Here is a 26,409-nt window from a genome sequence, read left to right on the forward strand (position 1 = left end):
CCGTCTTTTGCGGGAAATGAACAGGCTCTCGATTGACACGCGCGACGCTTTGCCCGCACGGCGTCCGAGCCTGTACCTCAAGGATGCTGCCGGTATGGATCCAAGTTTGGCCATCGATTTCGAAGCGCTTTTTTCCCTTTCGCCCAACCCCTACATCCTGCTCGACGGCAGCCTGACGATCGTCGGGATGAACGAGGCCTATCTCGAAGCGACGATACGGACACGAGAGGAACTGATCGGTCGCGGCATTTTCGAGGCATTTCCCAGTGAGCCGGGGTCGGAAAGCCGTGAACTGCTGGAAGCCTCCTTTGCACGCGTCATCTCGACCCGCGAGCGAGACGAGCTTGCCCTGATCCGCTACGACATCCGCGGCGACGACGGCGCGATGGAACGCCGGTACTGGAGCGCCACCCATACGCCTTTCCTGGGACCGGGCGGCGAGGTCGCCTTCATCCTGCAGCATACGGTGGACGTCACCGAGTTGCACGGCCTTCGCAAGCTGCGCGACGAGCGGCATCTAGTGAGCCGCGCGCGGGCCGTGCAGGCGCGCAACCGCGATCTGGCGGCGGAGAGCCAGCGGATCAAGGCGATGTTCGACCAGGCGCCGGGCTTCATCGCCATCGTAGATGGGCCGGATCACGTCTTCAGGATCGCCAACAAGGCCTATCGCCGCCTCACCGGGCAGCGCGTCATCATCGGCAGGACGGTCGCCGAAGCTCTGCCGGAAATGGTGGACCAAGGGCTGGTGGCCCTGCTCGACGAGGTCTATCGCACCGGTGAGCCCTACATCGGGCGCGGGGTCAGAGTGGCTTTCGCGGGCCTCGAGGAAGGTCTGCTGGAGCACCGCCACCTCGACTTCATCTTCCAGCCGATTTTCGACGACGATGGCCGCGTCAGCCAGATTTTCGTGCAGGGGCAGGATGTCACCGAAGAAGTCGCGGCGCTGGAACGCCAGCAGCTGCTTATCGACGAGTTGAACCACCGGGTGAAGAACACCCTGGCGATCGTGCAGAGCCTTGCCACCCAGTCGTTCCGCGATCTGGATTCTTCCGGTGCGGCGCGCGAAGTCTTCGACGCACGCCTCAGGGCGCTGGCCTTGGCGCACGATGTCCTGACGGAGCGAAGCTGGCAGCCTGCCGAACTTGACGCGACGGTGCGGGGGACGCTCTCGGCAGCGCTGGGCGAGGCGATGGACCGGGTCTCGGCAGCGGGTCCGAAGGTCCTGCTCACGCCGCAAACCTCGGTGTCGATGGCCCTGGCGCTTCACGAACTTGCCACGAATGCGGTGAAATACGGCGCGCTGTCCCGCGGTGAGGGCGGCATCGATCTGACCTGGTATATCGAGGATGACGGCGGCCGGGAAAGACTGGTGCTGAAGTGGACCGAGAGTGGAGGCCCCCGTGTCGCGCCGCCCGAGCGGAGAGGGTTCGGCATGCGGCTGATCGAACGCACTTTCCTGGCTGACCAGGGAGTCTCGCTGCTCGATTTCGATCCCGCCGGGCTCCGCTGCCGGATATCCCTCGTCCTGCCGAAGACCGAGGACCTGCCCTGAGAGCGCCGGCCGGCGCCCTCGGGAGAGTAGTCAGACCATCGTTTCCGGCCGCACCAGGCGGTCGAACGTGGCATCGTCCACCAGGCCGAGTTCCAGCGCCGCCTCACGCAGGGTCTGGCCCTTCGCATGAGCGTGCTTGGCGATCCTGGCGGCGTTGTCGTAGCCGATCTCGGGCGCCAGCGCCGTCACCAGCATCAGCGAGCGCTCCAGAAGTTCGGCGATGCGCCCGCGGTTCGGCTCGATACCGTCCACGCAGCGTTCGGCAAAGCTGGTCATGCCGGTGGCGAGCAGTTCGATGGAGCGGATCACCGCCGCGCCGATCATCGGCTTGAACACGTTGAGTTCGAAGGCGCCCTGGAGTCCGCCCACGGTGACGGCCTGGTGGTTGCCGATCACTTGCGCCGCCACCATCGTCAGCATCTCGCACTGGGTTGGGTTGACTTTGCCGGGCATGATCGAACTGCCGGGCTCATTCGCCGGCAGATCCAGTTCGCCAAGTCCCGAGCGCGGGCCGGAGCCGAGCAGGCGGATGTCGTTGGCGATCTTGGTCAATGCCACCGCGAGCGTCGAGAGCGTGCCGGATAGCTGCACCAGCGCATCGTTGCTGGCTAGCGCCTCGAAAGTGTTCGGCGCCTTGACGAAGGCCTTGCCGGTCTGCTCGGCTAGATCGGCAGCGACCGCTTCGCCGAAGCCTTGCGGCGCATTGAGGCCGGTGCCGACGGCGGTGCCGCCCTGGGCGAGCCGCAGCGCGCCTTTCTCGGCATCGCGGATACGCTGATAGGCATCGCGCAACTGCTGGACATAGCCCGAGAACTCCTGGCCGAGCGTCAGGGGCGTCGCGTCCTGAAGGTGGGTGCGGCCGATCTTGACGATATCCGTCCATGCCTTGGCCTTGGCATCGAGCGAGGCGGTCAGCCGGTCGAGTGCCGGGACCAGCACGTCTTCCACCGTGACGACCGCGGCAACGTGCAGGGCGGTGGGGAAGCTGTCGTTGGAGGACTGGCCGCGATTGACGTGATCGTTGGGATGGACCGGGCTCTTGCCGCCGCGCTGGCCCGCCAGGATCTCGTTAGCTCGGCCGGCGATCACTTCGTTGACGTTCATGTTGCTCTGGGTGCCGCTTCCGGTCTGCCAGATCACGAGCGGGAACTGATCGTCGAGCTTGCCTTCCACCACTTCCGTCGCGGCCATCTCGATGGCGTCCGCCAGTCTCTCGTCGAGGCCATGGGCGCGGTTTGCGCGGGCGGCGGCGAGCTTCACGCGGGCGAGAGCCCGGACGATCGGCAGCGGCATGCGCTCGCTGGAGGAGAAGGGGAAGTTCTCGATGCTGCGCTGCGTCTGAGCGCCCCAGTAGGCCGATGCGGGAACTTCGATTTCACCGATGCTGTCGGACTCGCGACGTGTATCCATGGCCGTGACCGTCTCCTCTAGCGGACCGTCTGCTCGGGCCCGGTGGTTAAACTAGGATTTCCCTCGAAGGGTTCAATGGCGGCGGCATCGTGCGCCGAGGCCTCACATATGGCGGCACGCACAGTGCAATATGCGTCTCATGCCATATCACATGGCCATTTTGCACCCAGTCGGCAACGTGGCTTCCATTCTCGGCATCGTCCAGCCAAACGCCACCATTGCTTCGAGTTCGTAATACGGTATACGATTTTGATCTCTGTTTCTGTCGAGGTCGTTATCATGTCGTTTGCTAGTCGCCGTGCCCGTCTCTGCGGATTGATGATCGCGGGCGGAGCGGCGCTGATCTCCGCCGGCGTGAATGCCGCCCCGAACAAAGCGGACATCCACCGCTCGCTGGCCCTGCGCGAAAGCTGGCAATACCTTACGCGCGATGTGGCTTGGCCTGCGCATTGGACTCCGGATGGAGCGGCCTTCTCCTATCGCAAGACGGTCGAAGGCGGTTTCGCTTTCGAGACCGTTGATGCCTGGTCGCTGTCGCGCAGCCCGGCGTTCGACCAGCAGCGCCTCGCCGCAACGCTGACCCAGGCTCTCGGTCGTCCTGTCGCTCCGCTGCGCTTGCCCTTCGAGGCATTCGACTATGCGGGAGACCGTCAGACGATCCAGTTCTGGCTGGGTGACGATGGCTGGCGCTGCACGCTGACCGACTACGCTTGCGAGAGGCAGCAGGACCCGCGCCGTCCGCGCGGCTTCGGCGTCGTGCGCGACTTGTCGGTTCCCGCCGACAATCACCCGCGGCTCTCGCCGGATGGCAAGTGGGAAGCTCTGGTGGAGGACGATAATCTGATCGTCCGCCCGGCGGGAAGCAAAGAGGCGGTCCGCCTCAGTACCGACGGCTCCTCCGGCAACTTCTACGATCCCGAGACGATCGCCTGGTCCCCCGACAGCCGCCGCCTGATAATTTACCGGGTCCGGCCCGGCTATGCCCGCCAGGTCCTGCGCGTCGAGGCGGCGCCGGAAGGCAAGGGGCAACCGGCACTTCGCACGCAGCTTTATCCCAAGCCGGGCGATGCCATCGATCAGGAACAGCCGGTGCTGTTCGATGTCGCCGCGCGCCGCCAGATCGTGGTGGACCCCGCGCTGTTTCCCAACGCCTATGAACTGTCCGCCCCGCACTGGCGCGCGGACGGCAAGAGCGTGGCGTTCGACTACGTTCGCCGCGGTTTCGGGCAGGCGCGGATCGTTTCCGTCGATGCGGCCAGCGGCGCGGCCCATGCCGCCGTCACCGAGGATGCCAAGACATTCATCTATGCCGACCGCCGCTTCTCGCATGATGTGAAGGGACTGGGGCGGGAGATCGTCTGGGCTTCAGAGCGCGACGGCTGGAACCATCTCTATCTGATCGACGGCCGCACCGGCAAAGTGAAGAACCGCATCACCAGTGGGCAGTGGGTGGTGCGCGACGTGGTGAAAGTAGACGACGAGAAGCGCCAGATCTGGTTCGCCGCCAGCGGCGTCAATGCCGGGGAGGATCCGTACTTTCGCCACTACTACCGCATCGACTTCGATGGCCGCAACCTCACGCCGCTCACCCCCGAGCGCGCGGACCACACGGTCAGCTTTTCGCCCGATATGCAGTTCTACGTCGATACCTACTCGCGCGTGGATATGCCCAATGTCAGCGAACTCCACCGCACCAGCGACGGAGCACTGGTGCAGACGGTCGCGAAGGGCGATATCAGCCGCCTCACCGCTGCCGGCTTCCGCGCACCCGAAGTCTTCACCGCCAAGGCCCGCGACGGCAAGACCGACATCTGGGGCCTCGTCGTGCGCCCGCGCGACTACGATCCGGCAAAAAGGTATCCGGTGATCGAGAACATCTACGCCGGGCCGCATGACAGCTTCGTGCCCAAGAGCTTCTGGCCCTTCGGCTATCATTCCGGCGGCGACAAGGTGATCGGCATGCAGGCCCTGGCCGACCTCGGCTTCATCGTCGTGCAGATCGACGGCATGGGAACGGCCAACCGCTCCAAGGCGTTTCAGGACGTGGCCTGGAAGAACCTCCAGGATTCCGGCTTCCCGGACCGCATCCTCTGGCACAAGGCACTCGCGGCGAGGGACCGCGCCTACGACATCAGCCGTGTCGGAATCTACGGTGCCTCGGCAGGCGGGCAGAGCACGCTCAACGCCCTGCTGTTCCATGGCGATTTCTACAAGGCCGGGGTCGCCATGGCGGGATGCTACGACAACCGCATGGACAAGATCAGCTGGAACGAGCAGTGGCTCGGCTGGCCGGTCGACAGGAGCTATGCCGATGCCTCGGGCGTGGACAATGCCGCGCGACTTCAGGGCAAGCTGTTCATGATCGTGGGCGAGCAGGACAGCAACGTCGATCCGGCTTCGACGATGCAGGTCGCCGATGCGCTGATCAAGGCGGACAAGGACTTCGATCTGCTGGTGGTGCCGGGCGGTGAGCATAGCGTGGGCCGCTCGACGGGGCCGATCGACTATGTGACGCGGCGCATGTCGGAATTCTTCATCCGCAGCTTGCAGTGAGATGATGCAGGTTGGACCTATGGCTTCGTCACGTCGCCAGCCATGACCTGGACGCCGGGGCCAGGCACTGTCGTCATCCTGGAACGCTTTCGGGATGACGATCTGTGCATGGAGGGCGAGGCAATCGGTTGGCAAGACGGGACTGTCGCACCGCCTGCTGCTTCTTACTTCGCGTCCTTCGCCGGTACGTCCTTGGTTGTGACGAAGCCGTCATGGTCGGTGTCGTGGCGTAGGAACATGCCCCAGCCGGTCGCGGCAAACTCCGCGCGCGTGATGCCGCCGCTCTTGTCGCTGTCGAGCACGCCGAAACGCACTTCCGCCTGCCGCATCTGACGCGTGCGCTCCTCGTCCCGTTCGCCTGCGGGGCGCTGCGCCAGTTCGCGTTCGAGACGCTGGCGATAGTCTCCGACATATTCGTCGTGGGAGAGGACGCCGTCGCCGTTGCGGTCCATCCGAGCGAATTCGGCATCGCGGCCGCGCTGGAACTCGTCCTTGCTGACTTTTCCGTCGCCGTCGAGATCCTGCTCCTGGATGAAGGTGGTCAGGTCGTGGGACGCGGCATGGGCAGCCGTGGCCGTGGCGAGCGCGGCAAGCAGGGACATGGCGCAAGCTCGGGATTTCATGGCATCTTTCCTTATTTCGAAACGGAATATGTCAGGGCGTAAGTGTAGCTGCGGGCCGGCTGGGCACCGGCCGGACCGACGCGGTGCCGCGTCATGGCGAAGTAGAGGCCTGGCTCGGGCGCGACGACCGTGAAGCGGCCTTTGGCGTCGCTGGTGATCATCGGCAGGCGGGCGTTCTCCACGTCTCCAGCTCTGGCGACTTCCACTTCGACTTCGGCACCGGGCAACGGCTTGCCGTCGAACAACACTTCGAACGCGGCAGGTTGACCGGCGCGAATCAGCGAGGGATGGGTGATCGCGCGGTACTCTAGGCCCTTGCCCGTAGGTGCCAGCGCCGCCGCGTTCGGCTTGCCGCGTGTCACGAAAGCCTCGGCCCTGGTGACGCTCTGCATGTCGACCGGGACCATGCCCGGCGGCAGGGTGCGCCGCGGATCGACGAACTCCCAGATGCCGTCGATCAGCGCGGCCTTGGCGATGCGCCCCTGCCGCTCGCCGCTGGTGAGCCGGTAGGTGCCGTCCGCCGGAAGCTGCGCCTCCAGGACCGCCAGATGCCGCAGCATCACTGGCTTGAGAGCCACGGCGGCACCGTCCGGCCCCACGAGGTGGAAGTCGTCCGACTGCATGGCGACCGCCGGCACGAAGACGTGCTCGCTGAACGAGGCCTCCACCGTGACGTGGCCGCCCTTGTCCAGCACGAAGCCGTTCGGCAGCAGATAAGGCGAGTGGGCCGAGGCAGGCGCGGCGGTGACGCTCGCGGCAACAAGGATAAGGGGTTTCAAGCGCATCGGGATCTTTCTGGGCAAAACGAAACACCCCATGGTCGCACAATATAATGCGAATCAATAGCGATAAGTGGATGAGGTAACGAAATCTCTCCGGTTCGCGAGGCGCCGGCGGTTTTGGTCGCAAGGATCGGATCGCCACGGCTTCGGCGAGGCGCTAGATATTCGTTCATGACCGAAAGCACGCTCGCCCCCATCACCCTTCCACCGTACGACTGGACCACGATCGCCGCCGATCTGGACCGCGAGGGCTGGGCACGGCTGCCGCGGATCCTGCACCCGGTGGACTGCGCGCTGATCGCCGATCTCTATGACCAGCAGGGGCCGTTTCGCAGCCATGTCCACATGGCGCGCCACGGTTTCGGTCAGGGCGAGTATCGCTACTTCGCCTATCCGCTGCCGGATCCCGTCCAGGCTCTGCGCGCCGCGCTCTATGGCTGGCTGGCGCCGATCGCCAACCGCTGGCACGAACGCATGGATCGGACTTCGCGCTTCCCCGAGGATCATGCCGCGTTCCTCGGCCGGTGCCACGCCGCCGGGCAGCGCCGTCCGACCCCGTTGCTGCTGCAATACGGGCCGAACGACTACAACTGCCTGCATCAGGATCTCTACGGCGAGCAGGTCTTTCCGCTGCAGGTCGCGGTCCTCTTGTCCCGGCCCGCGCGGGATTTCACCGGCGGCGAGTTCGTGCTGACCGAGCAGCGACCTCGCATGCAGTCGCGGCCGATCGTCGTGCCGCTGGAGCAAGGAGATGGTGTGGTCTTCGCCGTGAACCAGCGGCCCCAGCGCGGCACCCGGGGAGACTACCGGGTCGTCATGCGGCATGGCGTCTCGAAGGTTCATTCCGGCAAGCGGCACACCTTGGGGATCATTTTCCACGATGCAGCCTGACCTTTTTGCGGAGAGCCGCGAGGCGCTGCCGCTCGGGCCCGGCGCGGTACTTCTGCGCGGCCAAGCGCTGGACCAGGGGCAGGAACTGCTGCGCGAGATCCCCCGCCTCGCGGCAATTTCGCCCTTCCGCCATATGACGACCCGCAGCGGTGGCCGTCTGTCGGTAGCGATGCTGAATTGCGGAATCACCGGATGGGTGAGCGATCGGCGGGGCTATCGTTATCAGTCTTTAGACCCCGAGACCGGAAGACCTTGGCCGCCCATTCCCGACCTCTTTCTGTCGCTTGCCACGCGTGCGGCGGAGAGCGCGGGTTATCCGGGCTTCTTGCCAGACGCGTGCCTCGTCAATCGATACGACGCGGATACCCGGCTGTCGCTGCACCAGGACATGGACGAGCGCGATCACGATGCGCCGATCGTGTCGGTGTCGCTCGGCCTTTCCGCAGGTTTCCTGTGGGGCGGCCTGTCGCGCGGAGACAAGGCGCGGCGCCACCGCGTGCATCATGGAGACGTGGTGGTTTGGGGCGGGCCGTCCCGCATGGTGTTCCATGGGTTGGACAGCGTAGAGCGCGGCTACCATCCCGATGCCGGGCCCTGGCGCTACAATCTCACGTTTCGGAAAGCACGATGACCTCTACGATCCACCGCTGCCGCTGGGCCGAGAGCGACGCGCGGATGCAGGCTTATCACGACGAGGAATGGGGCGTGCCGGTCCGCGATTCCCGTGCGCTTTGGGAAAAGCTGGTGCTGGACACGTTCCAGGCGGGGCTGTCCTGGCGAACGATCCTCAACAAGAGGGATGCCTTCCGCAGCGCCTTCGAAGGGTTCGATCCCCGGCGCGTCGCAGGTTACGGCCCGGCGGAACTCGAGCGCTTGATGGCGGACGCGGGGATCGTTCGTTCGCGAGCCAAGATCGAGGCGACGATCCGCAACGCCCAGGCCTTCCTGGCGATGGAGGAGCGCGGCGACGATTTCTCGACGTTCGTCTGGTCGCATGTCGGCGGCCAGCCTCTGCCGGGTGACGGTACGGGCAGCGCGGCGCGGTCGCCTGTGGGTGATGCCTTGTCGGCGGCGCTGAAGAAGCGCGGCTTCGGGTTCGTCGGCCCAGTGGTGGTCCATGCCTGGTTGCAGGCCGTGGGCGTGATCGACGATCACGAAACCGAGTGCTTCCGGCGCGCCGCCTTGGTCTCTTAGCGCTTTTCTTGACTTTGCCTGCTTGGGCGCTTATCGGGCGACGTTTACCGATCCACCAGATTTCATACGGAGTGCCCATGGCGCGCGTTACCGTCGAAGATTGTGTCGACAAGATCCCCAACCGCTTCGATCTGGTCCTGCTGGCCGCACAGCGTGCGCGCGAGATCTCGGGCGGCGCCGAGCTGACCCTTGAACGCGACCGTGACAAGAACCCGGTCGTCGCCCTGCGCGAAATCGCCGAGCAGACCGTGACTCCGGCGAACCTCAAGGAAACGCTGGTCACCTCGATGCAGCGCGTTCTGCCCGACGACGACGACGAGATGGACGAAATCGGCTCGCTCAGCCAGTCGGCCGAAGCCCTGCGCATCACCGCCTCGGCTCCGACCCGCAACACTTCGCTGGGCGGCGACTACGACGGCTGATTGAGGGCGGACATTCCGCCTCATCATTTCCGGTTTGCGGCATCGGCCCGCGTTCTCCCTCGACTTGCCTGCAAGGCTTCGGTGGAGACTGCGGGCCGAGCCCGTTTCAGCCTTCTCGCATGATTTGTGGAGTTGCCGGTTGACGGATCGCTGCGGCGCGGCGACGATCTGGACGTGGTAGGAAAGAAGAACAAGTTACCCCGCATCGCGGGCCTGTCCGCAGGTGGAAAAGCGCGGCGCTCTGACGCCGCCGAAGTTTCCGCTGCAAGACCCGCGGAAGGCGCGACGATTGCGATCTACAGCGTCAAGGGCGGCGTCGGCAAGACGACCTTCGCGGCCAATCTTGCCTGGTGTTCGGCACAGGGCGGACACTCGACGCTCTTGTGGGATCTCGACGCAGCGGGCGGGTCGGGCTTTCTCTACGGCCTCGAATCCGAAGGGTCTAGGCTTGCCGAGGAAGTGTTCTCGCGCGATCGTTCGCCCACCCGCTTGATCCAGCGCACGGCTTGGCAGGGGATCGACGTTCTTCCCGCCGACGAAAGCATCCGCGCTCTGGATGCGCAGTTCGTGCGGATCGGCAAGCGCAAACGGCTTGCCCGGCTGACCGAAGAACTGGCCGGGACTTATGCGCGGATCGTGCTCGATTGCCCCCCAGTCATGAACGAGCTTTCCGCGCAAGTCGTCCGCGCCGCCGACCTTATTATCGTGCCGCTGCCGCCGTCCCCACTCTCCGCTCGCGCTTTCGATCTGGTGGTCCGCGAAATCGCCGGCAACACGCGTCGCCATCCGCCGATCCTGCCGGTGCTTTCCATGCTCGACTTGCGCCGCGGCCTGCATAAGCAGGCCCGCCAAGCCAATCCGACCTGGCCTTCGGTGCCTTATGCCAGCGCGGTGGAGCAATGCGCCGTGTTGCAGCAGCCGGTCGGCGCGCACTCCCCCCAAAGCCCGGCCGCACAGCACTTCGCGCGGTTGTGGAGCGCTATAGAAACCAAGCTGGCCGAGCGCCGATCCTGAAAAGCGCCCGGCTCAGGCCGCTCACGTCGGATCTGTTCAGCGCGCGGACAACGCGATAGGTTCGCTCTGCATCAGGGGGAACGGCATGAACGGGATCACGGAAAGTCTCGGCGAAATCGGCCAAGGCGCGCTGGCTGCTCAGGCAACGCACGGCAGTCTGACCCTGGACGGGGACGGCCATACCCATGAGACGGCTTGCCTGAATTGCGGCACGCCGCTTATCGGGTCGCACTGCCATGCCTGCGGGCAGGCGGCACACGTCCATCGCAGTCTCGGCGGGTTCTTCCACGACCTGCTGCATGGGGTCTTCCATTTCGAAGGCAGGATCTGGCGCACCTTGCCGATGCTGGCCTGGCGCCCGGGCAAGCTGACGCGCGAGTATGTCGATGGTCGCCGCGCGCGCTACGTGTCTCCGATCGCGCTGTTTCTCTTCAGCGTCTTCCTCATGTTCGCGGTGTTCCACGCGCTGGAAGGGGCCGAACTTGCCGGAGCCCCCGCCCTTTCGAACGCGGATTTGGACCGGGCAGTAGCCGATACGCGCAGCGAACTTTCGCGGCTGCAAGCCGAGCGCAAGATCTTGCAGGACCGGCGCGCGGATACCGGCGCGATCGACAGCCGCATCGACAGCCGGGAACGCGCGCTGGAGGCGCTCACCGACACCCGCTCGGCCATCGCCGAGAACATGCCGCGTGCGACACGGTACAGCAACTTCGAGAAGATCGACAAGGCGATCAGAAAGTTCAGGAAAAATCCGGAGCTGGCAGCGTACAAACTTCAGACCTATGCGTATAAATACAGCTGGGCCTTGATCCCGATCTCGGTGCCGTTCCTGTGGCTGCTGTTTCCCTTCAGCCGCCGGTTCCACCTTTACGACCATACGGTATTCGTCACTTATTCTCTATGCTTCATGACGATACTGGTCATCCTTGGCATGGTGCTCGACCGGCTCGGCGCGAGCGTCTTGATGACACTGCTGTTCTTCCTGCCGCCAATCCACATGTTCCGGCAGCTACGTGGAGCCTATGGTCTTGGCGTCTTCGGCGCTTTGTGGCGAACCGCGCTTCTGACCGGGTTCGCCACGACCGCGCTGGTCCTCTTCTTCGTAATGATCATGGCGCAGATCAGCCTCTGAGCGCCTTTCGCTCACTGCCGGACCCAGCCCGTCCGCTTTAGCGTGACAGCGATCGAGATCAAACGCGCGTCACTTCCTTGTTCTGCCTGGGGCGCTCCGCAGCAGGTTGGTGATGGCGACCGAACGCCGCCATCACCCTGTTTTCAGCGCCGGAACCCCTGGGCCGGACGCTGCCCTGGTGGCGGAGCCGTGAAGAACAGCTTGCGGAACGTAACCTGGAACGCGCGCCCGACCGGATCGAGATAGTAGGGCGAATAGGCGAAGGGTGTCGCGCCGTTGCCATCCCGAACACGCTGGCGGGAGTCGAGCAAGTTCGCGACGGAAAACGTCAGGCGCGAACCGCGCAGGAATGGGATCTTGTCCACCAGCTTGGGTTGTTGGCCAAGATCGGCAAAGAGCCTGAGATCGAACTTCGCGAAATCGTCGAAGCGCAGCTGTGTCGTGGGGAAACCTGCGATGCCGTTCACGGTGGTGCCGCTTTGCCAGCTGCCGGTGAGGCGAAGGCCAAGTCCGCCTTGGGAATAACCGCTCTGCAGTTCCAGCTTGTGACGCGGCGTGCCGCCGCTGCTCGCGCCGATGGTGCCGCCATCGAGGAGATCGATTTCCGGTTGTCCTTCGCGCAGCACGACACGGTCCGAGAAGACCCAGGTGTGATAGAGCGAGAAGGTGAGGCGCCCGCCGCGCGCGCCTCCACCGCCGAAACCGCCGCGTCCGAAACCGCGCCCGCCGAAGCCGCCGCTTCTGCCGCCTCCTTCGCGAGGTCCCTCGGCGCCCGGAGCAGACGCGGGGGTGCCTTGGGTATTTTCCGGCGACGCCCCATCACGCGCGGGCGCATTGCTTTCGTTATCGCCTGCAGGCGGCGTGCTGCCTTCGCCGTCGCGGCGTCCCGGGAAGCCGCCGGGGAAGCGCCGGCGGAAACTGTCGCGCATGGCGTCGATCTGCGACTGCGGGGTCTTGAGGGTCTTGGTGAACGTGATACCCATGCGCAGCTGCGACTTGTCCTCACTGGCGATGTTGATCGGCCGCAGGTCCACGCCGATCAGCTCGCCATCGGCATCGCGCGAAAACCGTTCCGGGAACGCGGCCAGCACGGCCGGGGTGGCGCCGGGTAGAGCCGTGACCTGATTGCGCTGCCAGGTGCGGTTGTAGTCGAGGTTGAGCGTGATGTTTGGATCGCTCAGCCGGAATGTTCCGCCCAGGCGGAAATTGCGCATGCTGGCGGCCCTGAGATCGGGATTGCCGCCGGTCAAGGCCGTCACCCGAACGGATTGGCCGCGCGAATAATCGAAGATGTCGACGGCGGCCGTGGTGAGGATCGCACCGCCGAGCTGCACTGCGCTCGGCGCATTCTGGTCGTCGCGATAGCTGGCGATGAGGCTGAACCGGCTCGTGGGGTTCCAGGTGAGCCCGCCGCCGAGCGTGCGCAGTGTGCCGAAATCCCTGATCTGGCGCACGGCGGCATTGGCATTGAGCGAGATCCGCCCCGCGCCCGGGAACAGCGGCACGGCGCGGCTGCTGAGCGGAATGTCGATACTGACGGATGCCTCGCCCTGGTCGCGACCGACGCTGGTGGGCTGCGACAGGCCGAGCCGCGTGACCGTACCTTCCGACCTGTCGAGGTTGCCGCTGAGCTTGACGGTCGTGTTCACCGCGCCCGCCGGGAGTTGCAGCGGCGAAGTGGTGGCGACGAAGTTCAGTTCCGCGCTATCGGTGGAATTGCGGGTCTGGTTGACTGCCGGGAAGTCGAGGAACTGGCCAGAGATCGGCAGCGACGGATCGGCGAGCGGGTCGCCCGCGGCGACGGCGGCGGCATAGTCGGCAAGGTTCAGCGGCCGCTGCTGGATCGAACGCGTGTCGGTCCGGTCGTAGTTGCCGCTGAAGCTCCACTGCCACTTCTGCGTGGTTCCGTTCAGGGTCAGGCCGAGATGTCCGGTCTGCGTGCTGTTGCTGTTGCGAAGCGGCGACAGACCATCGACCTCGGGCAGGAAACGTTCGTCCGTAGCGCCCGCGGCAAAGGGGCTGCCGCCGGGGATGGTGACATAGGGCAGGGCCGTACCGCGCAGGGCGCGGGTGTCGGTGGTCGTCGCTTCGCCGTTGATCGTGGCGATCCAGACGTGGGACAGCGGCTTGGCCCAGGTTCCGGTAAGCGTGAACGCTTCGCTTTCGGGCGCAAGCGTTCGGTTGCTGCCGTCGCCGCCGCTTGTCGCAAGGCCGCGCTGCGCTTCGGTGATCGGGCTTCCGTGCGAATAGTTGGCGTCGATGTTGACGCGTTCGCCTCGGCGGATCGCCAGGAAGTCGCCCTTGGTGTTGACGCCCAGGCCGTCGCCTCTGGTGCCCAGTTTTCCGCCGCCCTCGGCGGTAAAAGCGCGGAAGCGCTGGCGCAGGACGATGTTGACGACCTTCTGCGTTGCCGCATAACCATATTTGAGCGCGACTTCTTCGGGAAGGATCTCGACCCGCTGGATCGCCTCGGTGGGAATGGTGCCGACTTCGCGGAAACTGGCGATGCGGCGCCCTTCCAGCAGGACCACCGGCGCTCCTCCGCCTGCACTCTCCGTCTGCGGAGCGAGTTCCGCCAGAAGATCCGTAACGCTGGAGACGCCGAGCGCGCGCACATCGCCGGAATCGAAAGTCACTTCGGGAGCGATGTCACCGACGACCGAGCCGCGCGGCTTCTGGCCGGCGACGACGATTTCGAATTCCTCTCCGCCCTCCTCCATGGCCGCTGGTGCACTACCGGCGTTGGTGGGCGGGGCTGAAACGGACTGGGCCTGGGCAGAGGCCAAAGGCCAGGCCGCCAGAGCAGCCGATGTCAGGACGCCGCAACGTGATCGCACCACTTTGTAATTCCCTCATCTTGTTTTGTTGCTGCCATGACAAATTCCGCACCCTTTTGGGCGTCTCAATTTGTATTAATTGGTGACAGTCTTGCACCGTTCCGCGTGGGGCCCCAACGTGACCACGAACGCGGGATGCCTTTTCAGAGATTTACCCGAGATGAGCGCTGCGCCTTGCCTAGCGCTTACATGCGAGGCAGGTCGATCAGTCGCTCGCGCGTGAGATCGCCCACCGTCGGGCATCCCAGCTGTGCCATGGCGAGTTCGAGTTCGGTGCGCAGCAGATGGATGGCATGGGCGACGCCCGGCATTCCGGCGACGGCGAGCGCATGCATCTGCGGCCGTCCGATCAGCACCGAGTGGGCGCCCAGTGCAAGCGCCTTGACGATATCCGTGCCGCACCGGAAGCCTCCATCCACCAGCAGCGGCAAGCCTTGCGATGCTTCGGCCACGTCCTCGATCACGTTCAGTACGCTCGGCAGCCCATCCAGAACGCGGCCACCGTGGTTCGAAAGGACGATCCCTGCCGCGCCCATGTCGGCGACCCGGCGAGCATCTTCGCCCAGCACCATGCCTTTGACCAGGATCGGCAGCCGCGTTGCTTCGGCAAGCCACGCGAGATCTTCCCAGCGCGGCGCCGCCTCGGCCAGCGGGGTGCCGAGCACGATCCGGCCGCCGGGCTTCGCCGTCTGCCTCGGGATCGGCATTCCGGCGAGATTCACCGCCGATACGCCTTCCGGCAGCGTCATGCCGGCAGGCTTGATGGCCGCATCGATGGTCAGGACGATGGCCTCGTAGCCTGCCGCTTCGGCACGCCGCACGAGTTCGAGGCTGTGCTCTCGCTGGGGCTGGAGATAGAGCTGGAACCACAAGGGCGGCGTGTCCTTGCCGAGTTCCCGCGCGAACGCGCGGGCCGTACCGGCGATCTCCTCAAGCGGCACGCTGGAAAGCGTGCTCACGACCATGCCGGTATCCAGGGCCGTCGCCGCGCGGACGACGGCATGTTCGCCGTCGGGATGGGCCAGGCGCTGATAGGCCACCGGGCCGAGCATCAGCGGCGCCGCATGGCTGCGGCCGAAAAGGTCGATCGCGGTGCCGCCGCCGCGCAGGTCCGCCAGGGCGCGGGGACGAAAGCCGTAGGCCGCGAATGCCGAACGGTTGGCGCGGAGCGTCAGGCCTTCGCCCGAACCCTCCTGGACATGACGCCACGCCTCGGCGGTGAAATGGGCCGGAGCGTGGCGCTCGTAGTCGGCAAGGCTGCGCAAGTCCGGCGGGATTTGCGCCAGCGCCGGCAGCGGCTCGGAAGTCTCATTCACGTCGAGGACCATTGTCGCAGCAGATTGTGGTAGACCTGGGTGAGCGTGTCGATGGAACCATGTTCAGGATGGTCGCTGGCGACCGACTGGATCGCGCCGTCGAGTTCGAGCAGCAGCCGCCGCCGCTCGGGGGCGGCAACGAAGCTCTGGGTCCAGAAGAACGAAGCGAAGCGGGTGCCGCGCGTAACAGGGGCCACGCGGTGCAGGCTGCTACCCGGATAGACGATCAGATGGCCGGCCGGCAGCTTGACGGCGTGGGTGCCGAACATGTCCTCGATCATCAGTTCGCCGCCGTCGTATTCGTCGGGGTCGCTGAGGAACAGGGTGCTGGAAACGTCGCTGCGCAAGTGCTCGCCGGTGCCGGGTATCGGGAAGATCGCGTTGTCGACATGGTTGCCGTAGTGACCGCGCCCGTCGTAGCGGCTGAAACGGGGCTGTAGGACACGGCTGGGGAGGGCGGCGGCGATGAACAGCGGCGTCTGCATGAGGCGGGCGAGCACGCGGTCGGCCAGTTGCCGGGCGAGCGGATGATCGAGCGCAAGCTGCTCGTTCTCCTTGACCTGTGCGGCGCGATGGCCGGCGGTGGCGCGCCCATCGGCCCAATCGGCCTGTTCCAGCGCCTGCCGGAAGGAACGCACTTCGTCTGCGGAGAACAGCTCTGGAATCTCGATGACCATGGGGATCTTCTTGCCGAGGACCGGGCTTGTGGCAATGCGGTTAAACAGCAGAACCGGCGGACGCTCGCGAGAGCGCCCGCCGGCCGTTGGGACCTGGTCTCGGCTTACATCTTCGCCGTGAGGGTGAGGACTGCCGAGCGGGCATCGCCCGGGGTAGCCCAGCCATTGTTGCGGATGCGGGTGTAGTAGGTCTTGTCGCCGATGTTCTTCACGTTGAGCTGCGCCGAGAAGTTGGGCGAGAACTCATAGGCCAGGTAGCCCTGGTGGATGAGGAAGTCGTTCGACTTGACCGCTGCGGCGGCGGGCGTCGCGGCGGCAAGCAGGAAGCCGTCCTGATACGTCAGGCCGTAGCCCACGGTCAGACCGAACGGCAGGCGATAGGTCGTGAACAGGCTGCCCGAGTGCTTAGGGGTCTGCGGCAGGAACTGCCCGGCACCGGGATTGGGGTTGGCCGGAGTGTTGGTGCAAGTGCCGGTGCCGGGATTGGCAAGGCAGTTGTCCGAGACCGACTGGAGCAGCTTGGCCTTGAGGTAGGTGTAGTTCGCCGTGATGCTCCAGGCCGAAGTGATGGCGCCGGATGCCCCGAGGGCGATGCCGTCGACGCGCGACTTGCCGTCGAGCTGCTGGTTGGGAACGGTGGGATCGCCGGAGACGACCGCGTACTTGTCCCGCTCGTTGCGGAACGCGGACGCCGTCAGCAGCAGGCCGCCGTCGAACAGTTCGCCCTTGACGCCGATCTCGTAGTTCTTGGCCGATTCCGGGTTGATGTTACAGGTCGTGTTGACGACGCCCGGAGTATCGGCCGTGCAGGAGCCGTTGACCGAGTTCTTGGACGGCGTGCGCGAGTTGCCGTAAGCCGCATAGATGCTGACGGCTTCCACCGGCTTGTAGTTCAGGCCCACGCGGTACGAGAACAGCGTGTCGGCATTGCGAGCCTTGGCGCCTGCGGCAGAAACGCGGCCGAGCGGAATGGCGGTTCCCGCCACGGTGCAGCCGCCGACGGTGGTGCAGATCGTGTCGGTGCGGTTCGTGCCGACGTTGCGTTCGAGGCGGGCCCCGGCGCTCAGTTCGAACTTCCCAAGCTTCATGGTGTCGAACAGATAGCCGGCGACGTTGGTCTGCTCGCCGATGGTGTGGCTGCCGGGGATGAAGTTCACGGCGCCGACGTAGACGTTGTTGCCATAGGTGAAGTAGGGGCTGGCCGGGCCGGCAATGACATCGTTCGGGTTCGCGATATTGACCAGCGGATAACGCGAGTAGACCACCGAACCATCGGCATTGCGCAGCGAGTTGCCGGTGTCGAGGTCGTACTTCTCCCAGGTCACGGCGCCGCCGAGGTCGATCGTGTGCTCGATCGCGCCGGTGTTGAACACGGCCTTGAGGTCCAGCTGGTTGAACATCAGCTGGTTGCGGGTGTCGCGGGTGTTGCCGCGCGGTCCGCCGATCAGGTAGTAGCCTGCGGGCAGCAGCACGTTGTTGGGAGCGGCGGTCGTGCCGACGTTGACGGTGCAGGCCGCGCCGGTGGGGGTGCGGCCGTTGTCCAGGCAGTAGGTGCCCTGCGGGGGGCTGACCTGCGTCAACTGGCGCGAGTCCTGCCAGCGCGAGAGGTTGCGGATCGAGACGCTGTCGCTGAACGCATGCTCGAAGATTGCAGTGAGTTGGTCGACATTGATGCGCTGCTTGTCGAAGTTGCGATAGCCGAAGTAATCGCTGCGATCCACGCCTTGTACGCTGTTCCCGCTGTAATACGGTACGCCGTATTGCGGGATGTTGTTGTCTTCCTGATGGTTGTACTGAAGCGTCAGGCTGGTCGGGCTGTCGATGCCGATGGTGACAGACGGCGCGATGCCCCAGCGGCGGTAATCCTCGACATCGCGGCCCGGCACGTCGTTGCGGTGCCACATCGCATTGAGCCGGAACGCGACGAGATCGTTCACACGCTTGTTCAGGTCCACGGTGGCGCGATAATAGTTGTCGGTGCCGATCCCGGCCGTCGCCAGATAGGCGTCGTCAGCCTTTGGACGCTTGGTGACGATGTTGATGTTGCCGCCCGTTGAGCCTGCGCCGGAGATGACCGAGTTCGCCCCGTTGGTGACTTCGATCTGCTCGAGGTTGTAGGAGTCGGTTCGGGTGATCTGGGCGCTGTCGCGCACGCCGTCCACGGTGATATCGTTCGAGGCGCTGTAGCCACGGAACGTGATGTTGTCGCCCGGGCCGGTTCCGCCTTCGCCCGCGCCGAACGTGATGCCGGGAACGGTCGAGAGCACGTCGCGCAAGGTCAGCAGGTTCTGCTGCTCGATGACTTCGCCGGAGAGCACCGTGATCGTCTGCGGCGTATCGCGAACCGGGCGCGTGCGCTTGGGCGATTCCAGCACGCGGCCGGGTTGTTCGTCGATCGCGGTGTCGCTGACAGTGACGCCGCCGAGCACGCGCTGGCCGTCAGCTTGCTGGGCATGTGCGGCCGGAGCGAGCGCGGGCGCGATGCAGGATAGCGCGAGGAAAGTGCGGCGAGCAGCCGCTGACGAAGGCTTGAAAGACATGATTCCCCTCATGATCGGATTGTTCCGTCGCTGATCCGATAATGAGAGTCATTCGCATTCGCAACAGGATTGTTACAATTGTATCGAGATTATCAGGAAATCGCTCTCGCGGTGGTGCCGGTTCAAAAGGCAGCGCGTTCGTCTTGGTCGACTATGAGAGTTTGGAGAGCGGGGCTGATCCATTCTCTTGAACCGCTTCCCGTGCGCATCAGGGCGCGCACGGCCAGGTTCTCTCGCACTGCCAAGCCGCGCATGGCACCGGGCTGTTCGACGCTCAGCGCCGTGGCCCAGGCATCCGCGAGCATGGCCGAGCGATGAACCACGCTGACCGCCATGGCGTGTGCGACGGGCAGGCCGCTACGGGGATCGATAGTGTGCCGACCGCGAACATAATCGCCGGACGTGGCGACGGCGAGTTGATGAAGAGCCAGGCGGAGCGGCGCCACGGCCGTCGTCGGCGTTTCCAGATCGACCCACCAGGGATCGCCGTCCGGTCGCAGGCCGGCGCCGACCAGTTCGCCGCCGATCTCCAGGAGGAAGTGGTTGCAGCCGCGTCCGCGAAGGAGCGCCGCCACGGCGTCGACGGCGAAGCCCTTGGCGATCCCCGACAGGTCCAGGTGCAGGCCGCCGGGTTGTCGCAGGCACTGCCGTTCGAGATCGAACCGAAGCTTGCGAAAGCCCGAGCGCTGCCGGGCGCGCTCCACTTGCGCGGGCGTGGGCGGTTCCTGCACGGCGACAGGGCCATGGCCCCAGGCGTTCACCAGCACGCCCACGGCGGGGTCGAAAGCGCCGTCGCTCACTTCGGCGATGGCGAGAGCGGCGGTCATGACACCGGCGAAATCGGGGGGTAGCGCGGTCCATTCACCGGGAGCGGAAGCATTGAACCGGCCAAGTACCGAATCCGCGCGCCAGTGGCTCATCTGCGCGACGATGTCATAGAGACGTGCCGCGATGGCCTGGGCCGTCGCGGCACGATCGAATTCCTTCGGCGCTGCGAGGCGCAGACGCCAGGTCGTGCCCATCGTCTCGCCGCCGAGTTCGATGACCGGAGCGTCCTGCCGCCAATCGGCAAAACACTCCGCGTCGAGTTGCAAGGGAACGGCCAAGCGCGGCGTCATGGCGAAAGGCGCGGCCATGGGCCGGGAAAAAGCCGGAAGGTCAGGGCGCGACGACTTCCACCGTGGCCGTGTAGCTCATGCGGCGTTCACTGGCGCGCTTCTCGCTCGGCTTGTTGTCGGAGGCGCTGGCGTTGATCCAGTACATGCCTGGCACCGGCCACCTGACGCTGAGAACACCGTCCGCGTCGGTCGTGAGTTCCTGCGCCTGCTCCGCTTCGCGGAACTTCTTGCTGCCCGGCACGACCGTCACCTTGACGCCGCCTGCAGGCTTGCCGTCAATCAGGAAGCGGAACCGGCCTTCTTCGTTGGACACGAGTTCGTCCGGGTGGGTGATCGGGTCGATCTCGAGACCCTTGCCGGTGGGCGTGAAGACCGTCTTGGTGGGAGCGTCGGCCGTGACGTAGATGTAATTGCCGGACTGGATTTCGGTGAGCTTCACGTCAGTCGCATCGGCCGGGATTTCGGCCACCGTCGCGATGCTGCGCGGCGGCGCGCCGGCCGCGCCGGCAGGCACAGGACGGCCGCGACCGCCGACGCGCCATTCCTCGCCGCCGACCTTGAAGCTGCCCATGACGGCCGAGCGCTGCGTGCCGATCTTCCAGGTTCCGGCCTTGTCGATCTTCACGTCGAAGGTGGAGCGATAACGACCGGTGGCGGGGTTTTCCAGCTTGCCCACGGTGCCATCCGGGGTCCAGACGGTCACCTGCTCGGGGTTCATCGGGAAGTGGTCTGGGTAGAAGAGGTCGTTCGAGACGGCCGCGTCTACCGTCACGTACTCACTCGTCCCGGCCAGCGTGGTGGTGGAAGGCAGCAGCCACTGGCGGTGGGCGGAGGCAGGCGAGGCGAAAGCAGCGACGGCGGCTGCGGAAGCGATCAGAATGGGGCTGTAGCGCATGGCATGTCCTTGAAGTTCGATGTCCAGGGGACCGAAAAGCGTCCCGTTCGGCTCAACGGATCGTTATGGCGCCGAGTTCGGTGGTTCCGGCTGCGGAGCCGCCCTTCTTGACTGGAACGGTAAGGGGAAGCGAAACGAGTTCGCGCCCCCCCGTCTCACGCGCGGCTTCCACCTTGAGGACGTACTGCCCCGGTGCGAGGTTGGCGGGCAGGGGGATCTGATAGGTGCCGGGAGCGCGGGTGGCGCCGCTCAATCCGTCTGCCGGAAGCTGCATCGAGCGCCCCCCCTTGCGCCACCAGGTGCGAAGATCCGCCAGCCATTTGGTCCCCGGCTCGCGCCCGGCCTTCTTGACGTCGTACCACACGAAGACGGTGCGTGCGGCGCCGCCCGCGACGGGTTCGAGCCAGCCGACGACATAAGGGCGATGATATTCCGCGACGTTGATACGGGGGATCGTCACGCTGACCGTGGCAGCCGCCGCGGGAGTGGCAAGGGTTCCGGCAACGAGCGCCGGGGCCAGAAGCGGAAGCGCGGGCAGTACCTTCGATGTCGTCATCGGTGCCTTCTTGTCTCAGTGGATGAATATAAGGGCGATCGCCATAGGGATCAGCACACTTAGGCCGACGAGCGGCCAGGTGGAGGGCCGATGCCTGGCGTGAAGCTGGAGCAGGAACAGGCCGGTCAACGTGAAGATCACGCAGGCCGCTGCGAAAAGATCGATGAACCAGAACCACACGGAACCGGTATTGCGGCCTTTGTGCAGGTCGTTCAGGTAGGATACCGCGCCGCGTCTGGTCACTTCGGCGGAAACGTTGCCGTTGGAGCGATCGATGCTGACCCAGGCGTCTCGGCCGGGACCCGGCATGGCGACATAGACCTCATCCTCGGCAGACCAGCCGGCGGGAAAGCCCGCAGGATCGAGCGGCACTGCCTCCGCGACGGCGCTGGCCACTTCACCGGGAAGCGGAGCGCTGCCATCTCCAGCGGAGGGCAGCTTGCGGAGCAGGCCGGGTGCGATCTTTCCCTGGCTCTGCACCACTTGGGGCTCGGCCCCGATCGATGCCGCGTGGTTGAGTGTAATCCCGGTGATAGCGAAAAGGAGCATGCCTGCCAGCGAGATCGCCGCACTGACCCAATGCCAGGTGTGGAGCTGCTTCAGCCAGAAAGCGCGGGCTTTCTTGTTCTTCTTTTTCGCAGGCGCCTTTGCACCCTTCGTCGTTTCTGCAGGGACTTTCAGCGCAGGCGGAGCGGCGCGTGCGATTCCAGGAGCCGGCTCCGCCTTATCCAGCACATCGAGAGTTCCACCGTCGCCCAACTTGCACATTTCCCTTGGCAGGAACGAGGCGCGCAGCGATGCAAGATCGAGTCAAGGCCCCCTGGAAGAGCCCCCTTAGCGCAAGTGAGAATGCCTCGCAATAACAAAGAGGAATATCGTTCCTGCGGCTTCTTGGCGGTTGGAAAGCCGCCGAACTCAGAAAGATCCCGAATTCGGCGGCAGGCTGCCGGTGCTTACGAGGATGGACGCGATGCACCGGCAGGGATTCGATGAATCTGAAGGAAAACGACCGGTTCAGTGCTCCCTTCCGAAGGCGGTTCAGCCCGCCACGGACACCATGACGGCGCCGTGAGCCGGAACGCTGTAGCTCGCGGGCAGTTTGCCGGACGCGGTGCCGGTCCAGAGATCCTCGACCTTGGAGATGGACGAGAGCCCGGCGTCCGCCGCTGTCAGTGCCAGCGACGCGGCGGCGTCTCCGCGATTGAACAGGGCCAGGGCAACGCGGCCATCGGCCAAGGGCTTGGCCCAGACCTCCATGGTCCCAACCTTCCGCACGGCCTTGCCTTGCACGCCCTTGGCGTCCTGGTCGACGGCGATGACGCGCTTGTTGGTGAGCATCGCCAAAGTCTCGGGGCTGGTCTCGCGCAAGTCGTGTCCCATCATCAGCGGCGCCGCGGACATGGCCCAGAGCGTCATGTGAGTTTTGTACTCGTCCGCGCTCATGCCGCCGTTGCCGACTTCCAGCATGTCGGGGTCGTTCCAGCCATGCGGCCCGGCCCAGTCGGGATTGCCGTTCTTGTCGAAGCCGATCTTGGCCATGGTCGGATAATCGTCGGTGATGTCGCCCGTCGTGCGCCAAAGTTGGCCGCCGACGTCACGGCCCCAGCTGCCCACGTCGAAGCGGCCGTATTCGCAAAGCGAGAAGATGAACTCACGTCCGGTCGCCTGGAGCGCGGCGCCCATCTCGTAGTAGCTGCGCTTGACGGTATCGGCGTCGGCATAGAACCATTCGCCCGAGCAGAGATCGTACTTGAGGTAATCGAAACCCCAGGCGGCGTAGGTCTTCGCGTCCTGCGCGACATGGCCGTAGCTGCCCTCGTATCCGGCGCAAGTGCGCGGGCCTTGCGAGGAATAGATACCGATCTTCAGTCCCTTGGAATGGACGTAGTCCGTCAGGGCCTTCATGTCCGGAAACTTCGCGTTGGGCTGGAGCACGCCCTGGGCGTCGCGCTTGCCCTGCCAGCCATCGTCGATGTTGATGTAGAGATAGCCGGCATCGCGCAGGCCAGTTGAGACCATGGCATCGGCCTGGGCCCGGATGGTCTTGTCGTCGATATGCTCGGCAAACTTGTTCCAGCTGCTCCAGCCCATGGGGGGCGTTGCGGCGATCTTCCTCGGGATCGGCGCGCCGAGCGGCGCCAGGGTCGAGAACTGGAAGGCGCGCGCCTTGGCGTCCTTCGCGGAGCCCCTGTAGCCCTTGCTGTCGATCTTGGATTCCCAGATCCGGCCCTTGAGATGGGCTTGGCCGCCTTCCAGCGCAACGCTCCAGGGGCGGGTCAGGTGTTCCTTGTCGTTGAGGTTGCGGGCCTCGAACTTCAGTTCGCCGTTTTCGACGCGTGGGTTGATCATCTCGATCGGGCCGTACCACTGGGTCGTGACCGTGCCGGCGATCTTGCTGCCCTTGGACGTGACTTCGACCATCGTCACGCCGGGATTGGGCGGGGCGTCGTCGAACAGCCAGACGCCGTCGTAGGCGGTCTTGGCAAGGGCGGGAGCAGCGGGCGAAAGGGCGGTGCCGAGCAGGGCGGCCGCCAGAACGAAGGCGCGTTTCATCGCGATCTCCTTGGATCTTGAAAGGGACAGTTGAGATTCAGTCGAGGTCGTTCGGGGTCAGGCCGCCGCCGTCTCGCGTCCCGCCTCGCTGCGCGAGCGGCCGTAGAGGAAGTAGACGAGCAGGCCGATCGCGTTCCACGCGCCGAAGCGGAGAAGCGTGCTTTCGGGCAGGCTCAGCAGCAGGTAGGCGCAGCCCAGGATCGTCAGCGTGCCGACGAGGAAAGGCTTGGGGCACTTGAACAGCCGCGGCATATCCGGCGCGCGGCGGCGCAGGATCATCAGGCAGGCGCCGACCGAGATGAAGGCGATCAGGGTGCCGGCATTGGCCAGCTCGGCGATCTCGTCGAGGCGGAAGATACCGGCGACGATGGCAATCGAGATGCCGGTCATCAGGGTGATGCGGGTGGGGGCGCCGGTGCGCGGGCTGATCTTGGCAAGGCTGCGTGGAAGCAGGCCGTCACGGGCCATGACGAAGAACACGCGGCTCTGGCCGTACATCATGACGAGGATGACCGAGGGCAGGGCGAGCACGGCGGCGAAGGCGATCAGGTGCGCAGCGACTGGTTGGCCGAGCTGACGCAGCACGAGCGCCAGCGGCTCCGGCGAGTTGGCGAGCTGCTGGAAGGGCAGGGCGCCAATCGCGGCGATGGCGACGGCCATGTAGATCACCGTACAGACGACCATCGAGCCGACGATGCCGATCGTGAGATCGCGCCCCGGATTCTTGGCTTCCTCGGCTGAAGTGGCGACGGCGTCGAAGCCGTAGAAGGCGAAGAAGACGATGGCGGCAGCGGCCATGACTCCGCGCTTCTGGCCCTCGATCTCGGTGCTGGCGAAACCATAGGGCATGAAGGGATCGAGATTGCCGCCCTGGAAGGCGGGCAGCGCCATCACGACGAAGATCGAAAGCGCGACGAGCTTGATGATGACGAGCACGATGTTCAGCGTGGCGCTCTCACGCGTGCCGGCGATCAGCATGCCCATGACGGCGAGGGCCACCAGGACGGCGGGCAGATTGACGAGGCCGCCCCCGTGCGGGCCGACCAGCAGCATGTGCGGCAGGTGTATGCCCGCCGATTCTATCCAGCCGACCAGATAGCCCGACCAGCCTACCGCCACCGTCGAGCACGCCAGCGAGTATTCGAGGATAAGGCTCCAGCCGACGATCCAGGCGATCGTCTCGCCCATGGCGGCATAGGAGAAGGTGTAGGCGCTACCGGCGGCCGGGATCATCGTCGCCATTTCGGCATAGGCGAGCGCGGCGCAGGCGCAGACGGCACCGGCGATGGCGAAGGCCAGGATCACGGCCGGGCCGGCACGTTCGGCGCCGACGCCAGTGAGAGTGTAGATGCCCGTGCCGACGATGGCGCCGACGCCCAGAGCAATCAGGTGCGGCCAGCTGAGGGTTTTGGCCAGGGAATGCCCGGAGTCGCGTTGTGACAGTTGTTCTATGGATTTACGCGGTCCGAACATGGATCCCCCTGGTTATGTGTCTCAGCCTGTCTGGCTGGCGGTAAAATGAGCGCGCAAGTCGTCTAGCGTGCTGGCGATGTGCTGGGTGAGCATGCTCTGCACTTTGGCCGCGTCTCCGGTAAGCCAGGTGTCGAGCAGGTCACGGTGTTCGGTATGGGCACGGTCGCCGCGGCCCGCCGGTTGGAGGTGCGCGATGACGTAGCGTTCGGCGAGCACTTCGAGGCGCTCCACCAGCTGGGTCGTCAGCAGGCGCTTGCCGGGACGCACCAGCGAAACGTGGTACTCGCGGTTGCGCACGGCAACGTCGCTGAGGTTTTCCTTGGCGGCGGCATCCAGAACTTCGAAAGCCTGGATGGCGGCCTTGTGATCGGCCTCATTGGCGACACTGCAGGCATAGGCAGCGGCGGCGGGTTCGATCGCCAGGCGCAGGAGGTAGATCTCTTCGGCCTGGTCGCTCGACATCGGGCGGACGAACCAGCCGCGATTGGCCTGGCTGGTCAGCAGGCCCTCGTGCTCGAGCCGGGCAAGGGCCTCTCGCAGAGGAATCTTGCTGACGCCGAGTTCGGCAGCCAGTGCATCCTGCCTCACCGGCTCCATGACAGGGAGCTTTCCTTCGACGATCCTTTCGCGGATCACGTCGAAAATGCGTTCGGCAAGGGTGCGGACGACGATTGTCACCAGTGTATCTCCATAAACGTCTCGGCGGCGCGCAACGCCGCCGATTTAACGTATACGGTAGATGATCCGCAAACGCGCTGCAATCCGACCTTTCTCGAGGAACTATTGCATTTTGTTAATCGCGACCCTTCATCGCCCCGGCGGAGCGAAGCGCTTTCAAAGCGGTGGATCGAAACGGTCATGCGCAGTGCAA

Annotated in this window: 22 protein-coding genes; 8 read left to right on the forward strand and 14 right to left on the reverse strand. The window is 65.2% G+C overall.

Going from position 1 to position 26,409, the window contains the following annotated elements:
- Positions 1 to 94: 94 nt before the first annotated feature.
- A complete protein-coding gene (locus tag L284_RS35470; protein WP_040713264.1) occupies positions 95 to 1,552 on the forward strand; it encodes a PAS domain-containing protein in 1,458 nt (485 codons plus the stop codon).
- Positions 1,553 to 1,582: 30 nt separating this feature from the next.
- Here the strand turns inward: L284_RS35470 and fumC are convergent, their stop codons facing one another.
- Positions 1,583 to 2,962, reverse strand: coding sequence for a class II fumarate hydratase (gene fumC, locus L284_RS35475; protein WP_021234068.1), 1,380 nt, complete (start codon positions 2,960 to 2,962; stop codon positions 1,583 to 1,585).
- Positions 2,963 to 3,241: 279 nt separating this feature from the next.
- Here fumC and L284_RS35480 point away from each other — a divergent pair, with 279 nt between their 5' ends.
- Positions 3,242 to 5,515: a DPP IV N-terminal domain-containing protein gene (locus tag L284_RS35480; protein ID WP_235054362.1), complete on the forward strand. Its 2,274-nt coding sequence runs from the start codon at positions 3,242 to 3,244 to the stop codon at positions 5,513 to 5,515.
- Positions 5,516 to 5,679: 164 nt separating this feature from the next.
- Here the strand turns inward: L284_RS35480 and L284_RS35485 are convergent, their stop codons facing one another.
- Together L284_RS35485 and L284_RS35490 are read right to left on the reverse strand one after the other, a co-directional pair.
- Positions 5,680 to 6,138: an EF-hand domain-containing protein gene (locus tag L284_RS35485; RefSeq protein WP_031342125.1), complete on the reverse strand. Its 459-nt coding sequence runs from the start codon at positions 6,136 to 6,138 to the stop codon at positions 5,680 to 5,682.
- 11 nt (positions 6,139 to 6,149) lie between these two features.
- Positions 6,150 to 6,917 (reverse strand): DUF4198 domain-containing protein, encoded by a 768-nt coding sequence (locus tag L284_RS35490; RefSeq protein WP_200861654.1) that lies wholly within the window; start codon positions 6,915 to 6,917, stop codon positions 6,150 to 6,152.
- A gap of 174 nt (positions 6,918 to 7,091) precedes the next feature.
- On the opposite strand from L284_RS35490, the gene L284_RS35495 reads away from it, so the two are divergent.
- The 6 genes from L284_RS35495 to L284_RS35520 all read left to right on the forward strand — a co-directional run bounded on the left by L284_RS35495 (position 7,092) and on the right by L284_RS35520 (position 11,573).
- Positions 7,092 to 7,811 (forward strand): 2OG-Fe(II) oxygenase, encoded by a 720-nt coding sequence (locus L284_RS35495; RefSeq protein ID WP_021234072.1) that lies wholly within the window; start codon positions 7,092 to 7,094, stop codon positions 7,809 to 7,811.
- Positions 7,801 to 8,442, forward strand: a complete 642-nt coding sequence (gene alkB / locus L284_RS35500; RefSeq protein WP_021234073.1) for a DNA oxidative demethylase AlkB — start codon at positions 7,801 to 7,803, stop codon at positions 8,440 to 8,442. Before L284_RS35495 ends, alkB begins: the two co-directional genes overlap by 11 nt.
- Entirely contained in the window at positions 8,439 to 9,005 is a 567-nt protein-coding gene (locus L284_RS35505) for a DNA-3-methyladenine glycosylase I (RefSeq protein ID WP_021234074.1), read from the forward strand. The genes alkB and L284_RS35505 overlap by 4 nt, the downstream gene beginning before the upstream one ends.
- 77 nt (positions 9,006 to 9,082) lie before the next feature.
- Positions 9,083 to 9,427 carry a DNA-directed RNA polymerase subunit omega gene (rpoZ, locus tag L284_RS35510; protein WP_021234075.1) on the forward strand — a complete coding sequence of 115 codons (345 nt, stop codon included), beginning with the start codon at positions 9,083 to 9,085 and terminating at the stop codon, positions 9,425 to 9,427.
- A gap of 288 nt (positions 9,428 to 9,715) precedes the next feature.
- A complete protein-coding gene (locus L284_RS35515; protein WP_031342126.1) occupies positions 9,716 to 10,441 on the forward strand; it encodes a ParA family protein in 726 nt (241 codons plus the stop codon).
- Between the two features lie 85 nt (positions 10,442 to 10,526).
- Positions 10,527 to 11,573 (forward strand): DUF3667 domain-containing protein, encoded by a 1,047-nt coding sequence (locus L284_RS35520; protein WP_021234077.1) that lies wholly within the window; start codon positions 10,527 to 10,529, stop codon positions 11,571 to 11,573.
- Between the two features lie 143 nt (positions 11,574 to 11,716).
- Here the strand turns inward: L284_RS35520 and L284_RS35525 are convergent, their stop codons facing one another.
- The 11 genes from L284_RS35525 to L284_RS35580 form a co-directional block, all read right to left on the reverse strand.
- Positions 11,717 to 14,413, reverse strand: coding sequence for a TonB-dependent receptor plug domain-containing protein (locus tag L284_RS35525; RefSeq protein ID WP_152524660.1), 2,697 nt, complete (start codon positions 14,411 to 14,413; stop codon positions 11,717 to 11,719).
- A gap of 182 nt (positions 14,414 to 14,595) precedes the next feature.
- Positions 14,596 to 15,726, reverse strand: coding sequence for an alpha-hydroxy acid oxidase (locus L284_RS35530; protein WP_040713267.1), 1,131 nt, complete (start codon positions 15,724 to 15,726; stop codon positions 14,596 to 14,598).
- Positions 15,723 to 16,403 carry a Fe2+-dependent dioxygenase gene (locus tag L284_RS35535; protein ID WP_021234080.1) on the reverse strand — a complete coding sequence of 227 codons (681 nt, stop codon included), beginning with the start codon at positions 16,401 to 16,403 and terminating at the stop codon, positions 15,723 to 15,725. Before L284_RS35535 ends, L284_RS35530 begins: the two co-directional genes overlap by 4 nt.
- Before the next feature lie 104 nt (positions 16,404 to 16,507).
- On the reverse strand, positions 16,508 to 18,943 hold the full coding sequence (locus tag L284_RS35540; protein WP_021234081.1) for a TonB-dependent receptor: 2,436 nt from the start codon (positions 18,941 to 18,943) through the stop codon (positions 16,508 to 16,510).
- A gap of 122 nt (positions 18,944 to 19,065) precedes the next feature.
- Positions 19,066 to 20,079, reverse strand: a complete 1,014-nt coding sequence (locus L284_RS35545; protein WP_021234082.1) for an FAD:protein FMN transferase — start codon at positions 20,077 to 20,079, stop codon at positions 19,066 to 19,068.
- A 22-nt stretch (positions 20,080 to 20,101) separates the two neighbouring features.
- A complete protein-coding gene (locus L284_RS35550; protein ID WP_021234083.1) occupies positions 20,102 to 20,956 on the reverse strand; it encodes a DUF4198 domain-containing protein in 855 nt (284 codons plus the stop codon).
- Positions 20,957 to 21,008: 52 nt separating this feature from the next.
- Entirely contained in the window at positions 21,009 to 21,512 is a 504-nt protein-coding gene (locus L284_RS35555) for a DUF2271 domain-containing protein (protein WP_021234084.1), read from the reverse strand.
- A gap of 15 nt (positions 21,513 to 21,527) precedes the next feature.
- On the reverse strand, positions 21,528 to 22,193 hold the full coding sequence (locus L284_RS35560; protein WP_052018391.1) for a PepSY-associated TM helix domain-containing protein: 666 nt from the start codon (positions 22,191 to 22,193) through the stop codon (positions 21,528 to 21,530).
- A gap of 357 nt (positions 22,194 to 22,550) precedes the next feature.
- Positions 22,551 to 24,065, reverse strand: coding sequence for a glycoside hydrolase family 27 protein (locus L284_RS35570; RefSeq protein WP_021234086.1), 1,515 nt, complete (start codon positions 24,063 to 24,065; stop codon positions 22,551 to 22,553).
- 57 nt (positions 24,066 to 24,122) lie between these two features.
- Positions 24,123 to 25,538 carry an amino acid permease gene (locus L284_RS35575; RefSeq protein ID WP_021234087.1) on the reverse strand — a complete coding sequence of 472 codons (1,416 nt, stop codon included), beginning with the start codon at positions 25,536 to 25,538 and terminating at the stop codon, positions 24,123 to 24,125.
- 21 nt (positions 25,539 to 25,559) lie between these two features.
- A complete protein-coding gene (locus L284_RS35580) occupies positions 25,560 to 26,216 on the reverse strand; it encodes a GntR family transcriptional regulator (protein ID WP_021234088.1) in 657 nt (218 codons plus the stop codon).
- Positions 26,217 to 26,409 lie beyond the last annotated feature (193 nt).

Origin of the sequence: Novosphingobium lindaniclasticum LE124, from assembly GCF_000445125.1 — a bacterium.
Taxonomy (GTDB): domain Bacteria; phylum Pseudomonadota; class Alphaproteobacteria; order Sphingomonadales; family Sphingomonadaceae; genus Novosphingobium; species Novosphingobium lindaniclasticum.

Coding starts and splice junctions, on each gene's coding strand:
- L284_RS35485 (WP_031342125.1), bottom strand. CDS start 6,138: ATGAAATCCCGAGCTTGCGCCATGTCCCTGCTTGCCGCGCTCGCCACG.
- L284_RS35570 (WP_021234086.1), bottom strand. CDS start 24,065: ATGAAACGCGCCTTCGTTCTGGCGGCCGCCCTGCTCGGCACCGCCCTT.
- L284_RS35535 (WP_021234080.1), bottom strand. CDS start 16,403: ATGGTCATCGAGATTCCAGAGCTGTTCTCCGCAGACGAAGTGCGTTCC.
- L284_RS35470 (WP_040713264.1), top strand. CDS start 95: ATGGATCCAAGTTTGGCCATCGATTTCGAAGCGCTTTTTTCCCTTTCG.
- fumC (WP_021234068.1), bottom strand. CDS start 2,962: ATGGATACACGTCGCGAGTCCGACAGCATCGGTGAAATCGAAGTTCCC.
- L284_RS35520 (WP_021234077.1), top strand. CDS start 10,527: ATGAACGGGATCACGGAAAGTCTCGGCGAAATCGGCCAAGGCGCGCTG.
- rpoZ (WP_021234075.1), top strand. CDS start 9,083: ATGGCGCGCGTTACCGTCGAAGATTGTGTCGACAAGATCCCCAACCGC.
- L284_RS35480 (WP_235054362.1), top strand. CDS start 3,242: ATGTCGTTTGCTAGTCGCCGTGCCCGTCTCTGCGGATTGATGATCGCG.
- L284_RS35545 (WP_021234082.1), bottom strand. CDS start 20,079: ATGGCCGCGCCTTTCGCCATGACGCCGCGCTTGGCCGTTCCCTTGCAA.
- alkB (WP_021234073.1), top strand. CDS start 7,801: ATGCAGCCTGACCTTTTTGCGGAGAGCCGCGAGGCGCTGCCGCTCGGG.
- L284_RS35555 (WP_021234084.1), bottom strand. CDS start 21,512: ATGACGACATCGAAGGTACTGCCCGCGCTTCCGCTTCTGGCCCCGGCG.
- L284_RS35550 (WP_021234083.1), bottom strand. CDS start 20,956: ATGCGCTACAGCCCCATTCTGATCGCTTCCGCAGCCGCCGTCGCTGCT.
- L284_RS35575 (WP_021234087.1), bottom strand. CDS start 25,538: ATGTTCGGACCGCGTAAATCCATAGAACAACTGTCACAACGCGACTCC.
- L284_RS35505 (WP_021234074.1), top strand. CDS start 8,439: ATGACCTCTACGATCCACCGCTGCCGCTGGGCCGAGAGCGACGCGCGG.
- L284_RS35540 (WP_021234081.1), bottom strand. CDS start 18,943: ATGTCTTTCAAGCCTTCGTCAGCGGCTGCTCGCCGCACTTTCCTCGCG.
- L284_RS35495 (WP_021234072.1), top strand. CDS start 7,092: ATGACCGAAAGCACGCTCGCCCCCATCACCCTTCCACCGTACGACTGG.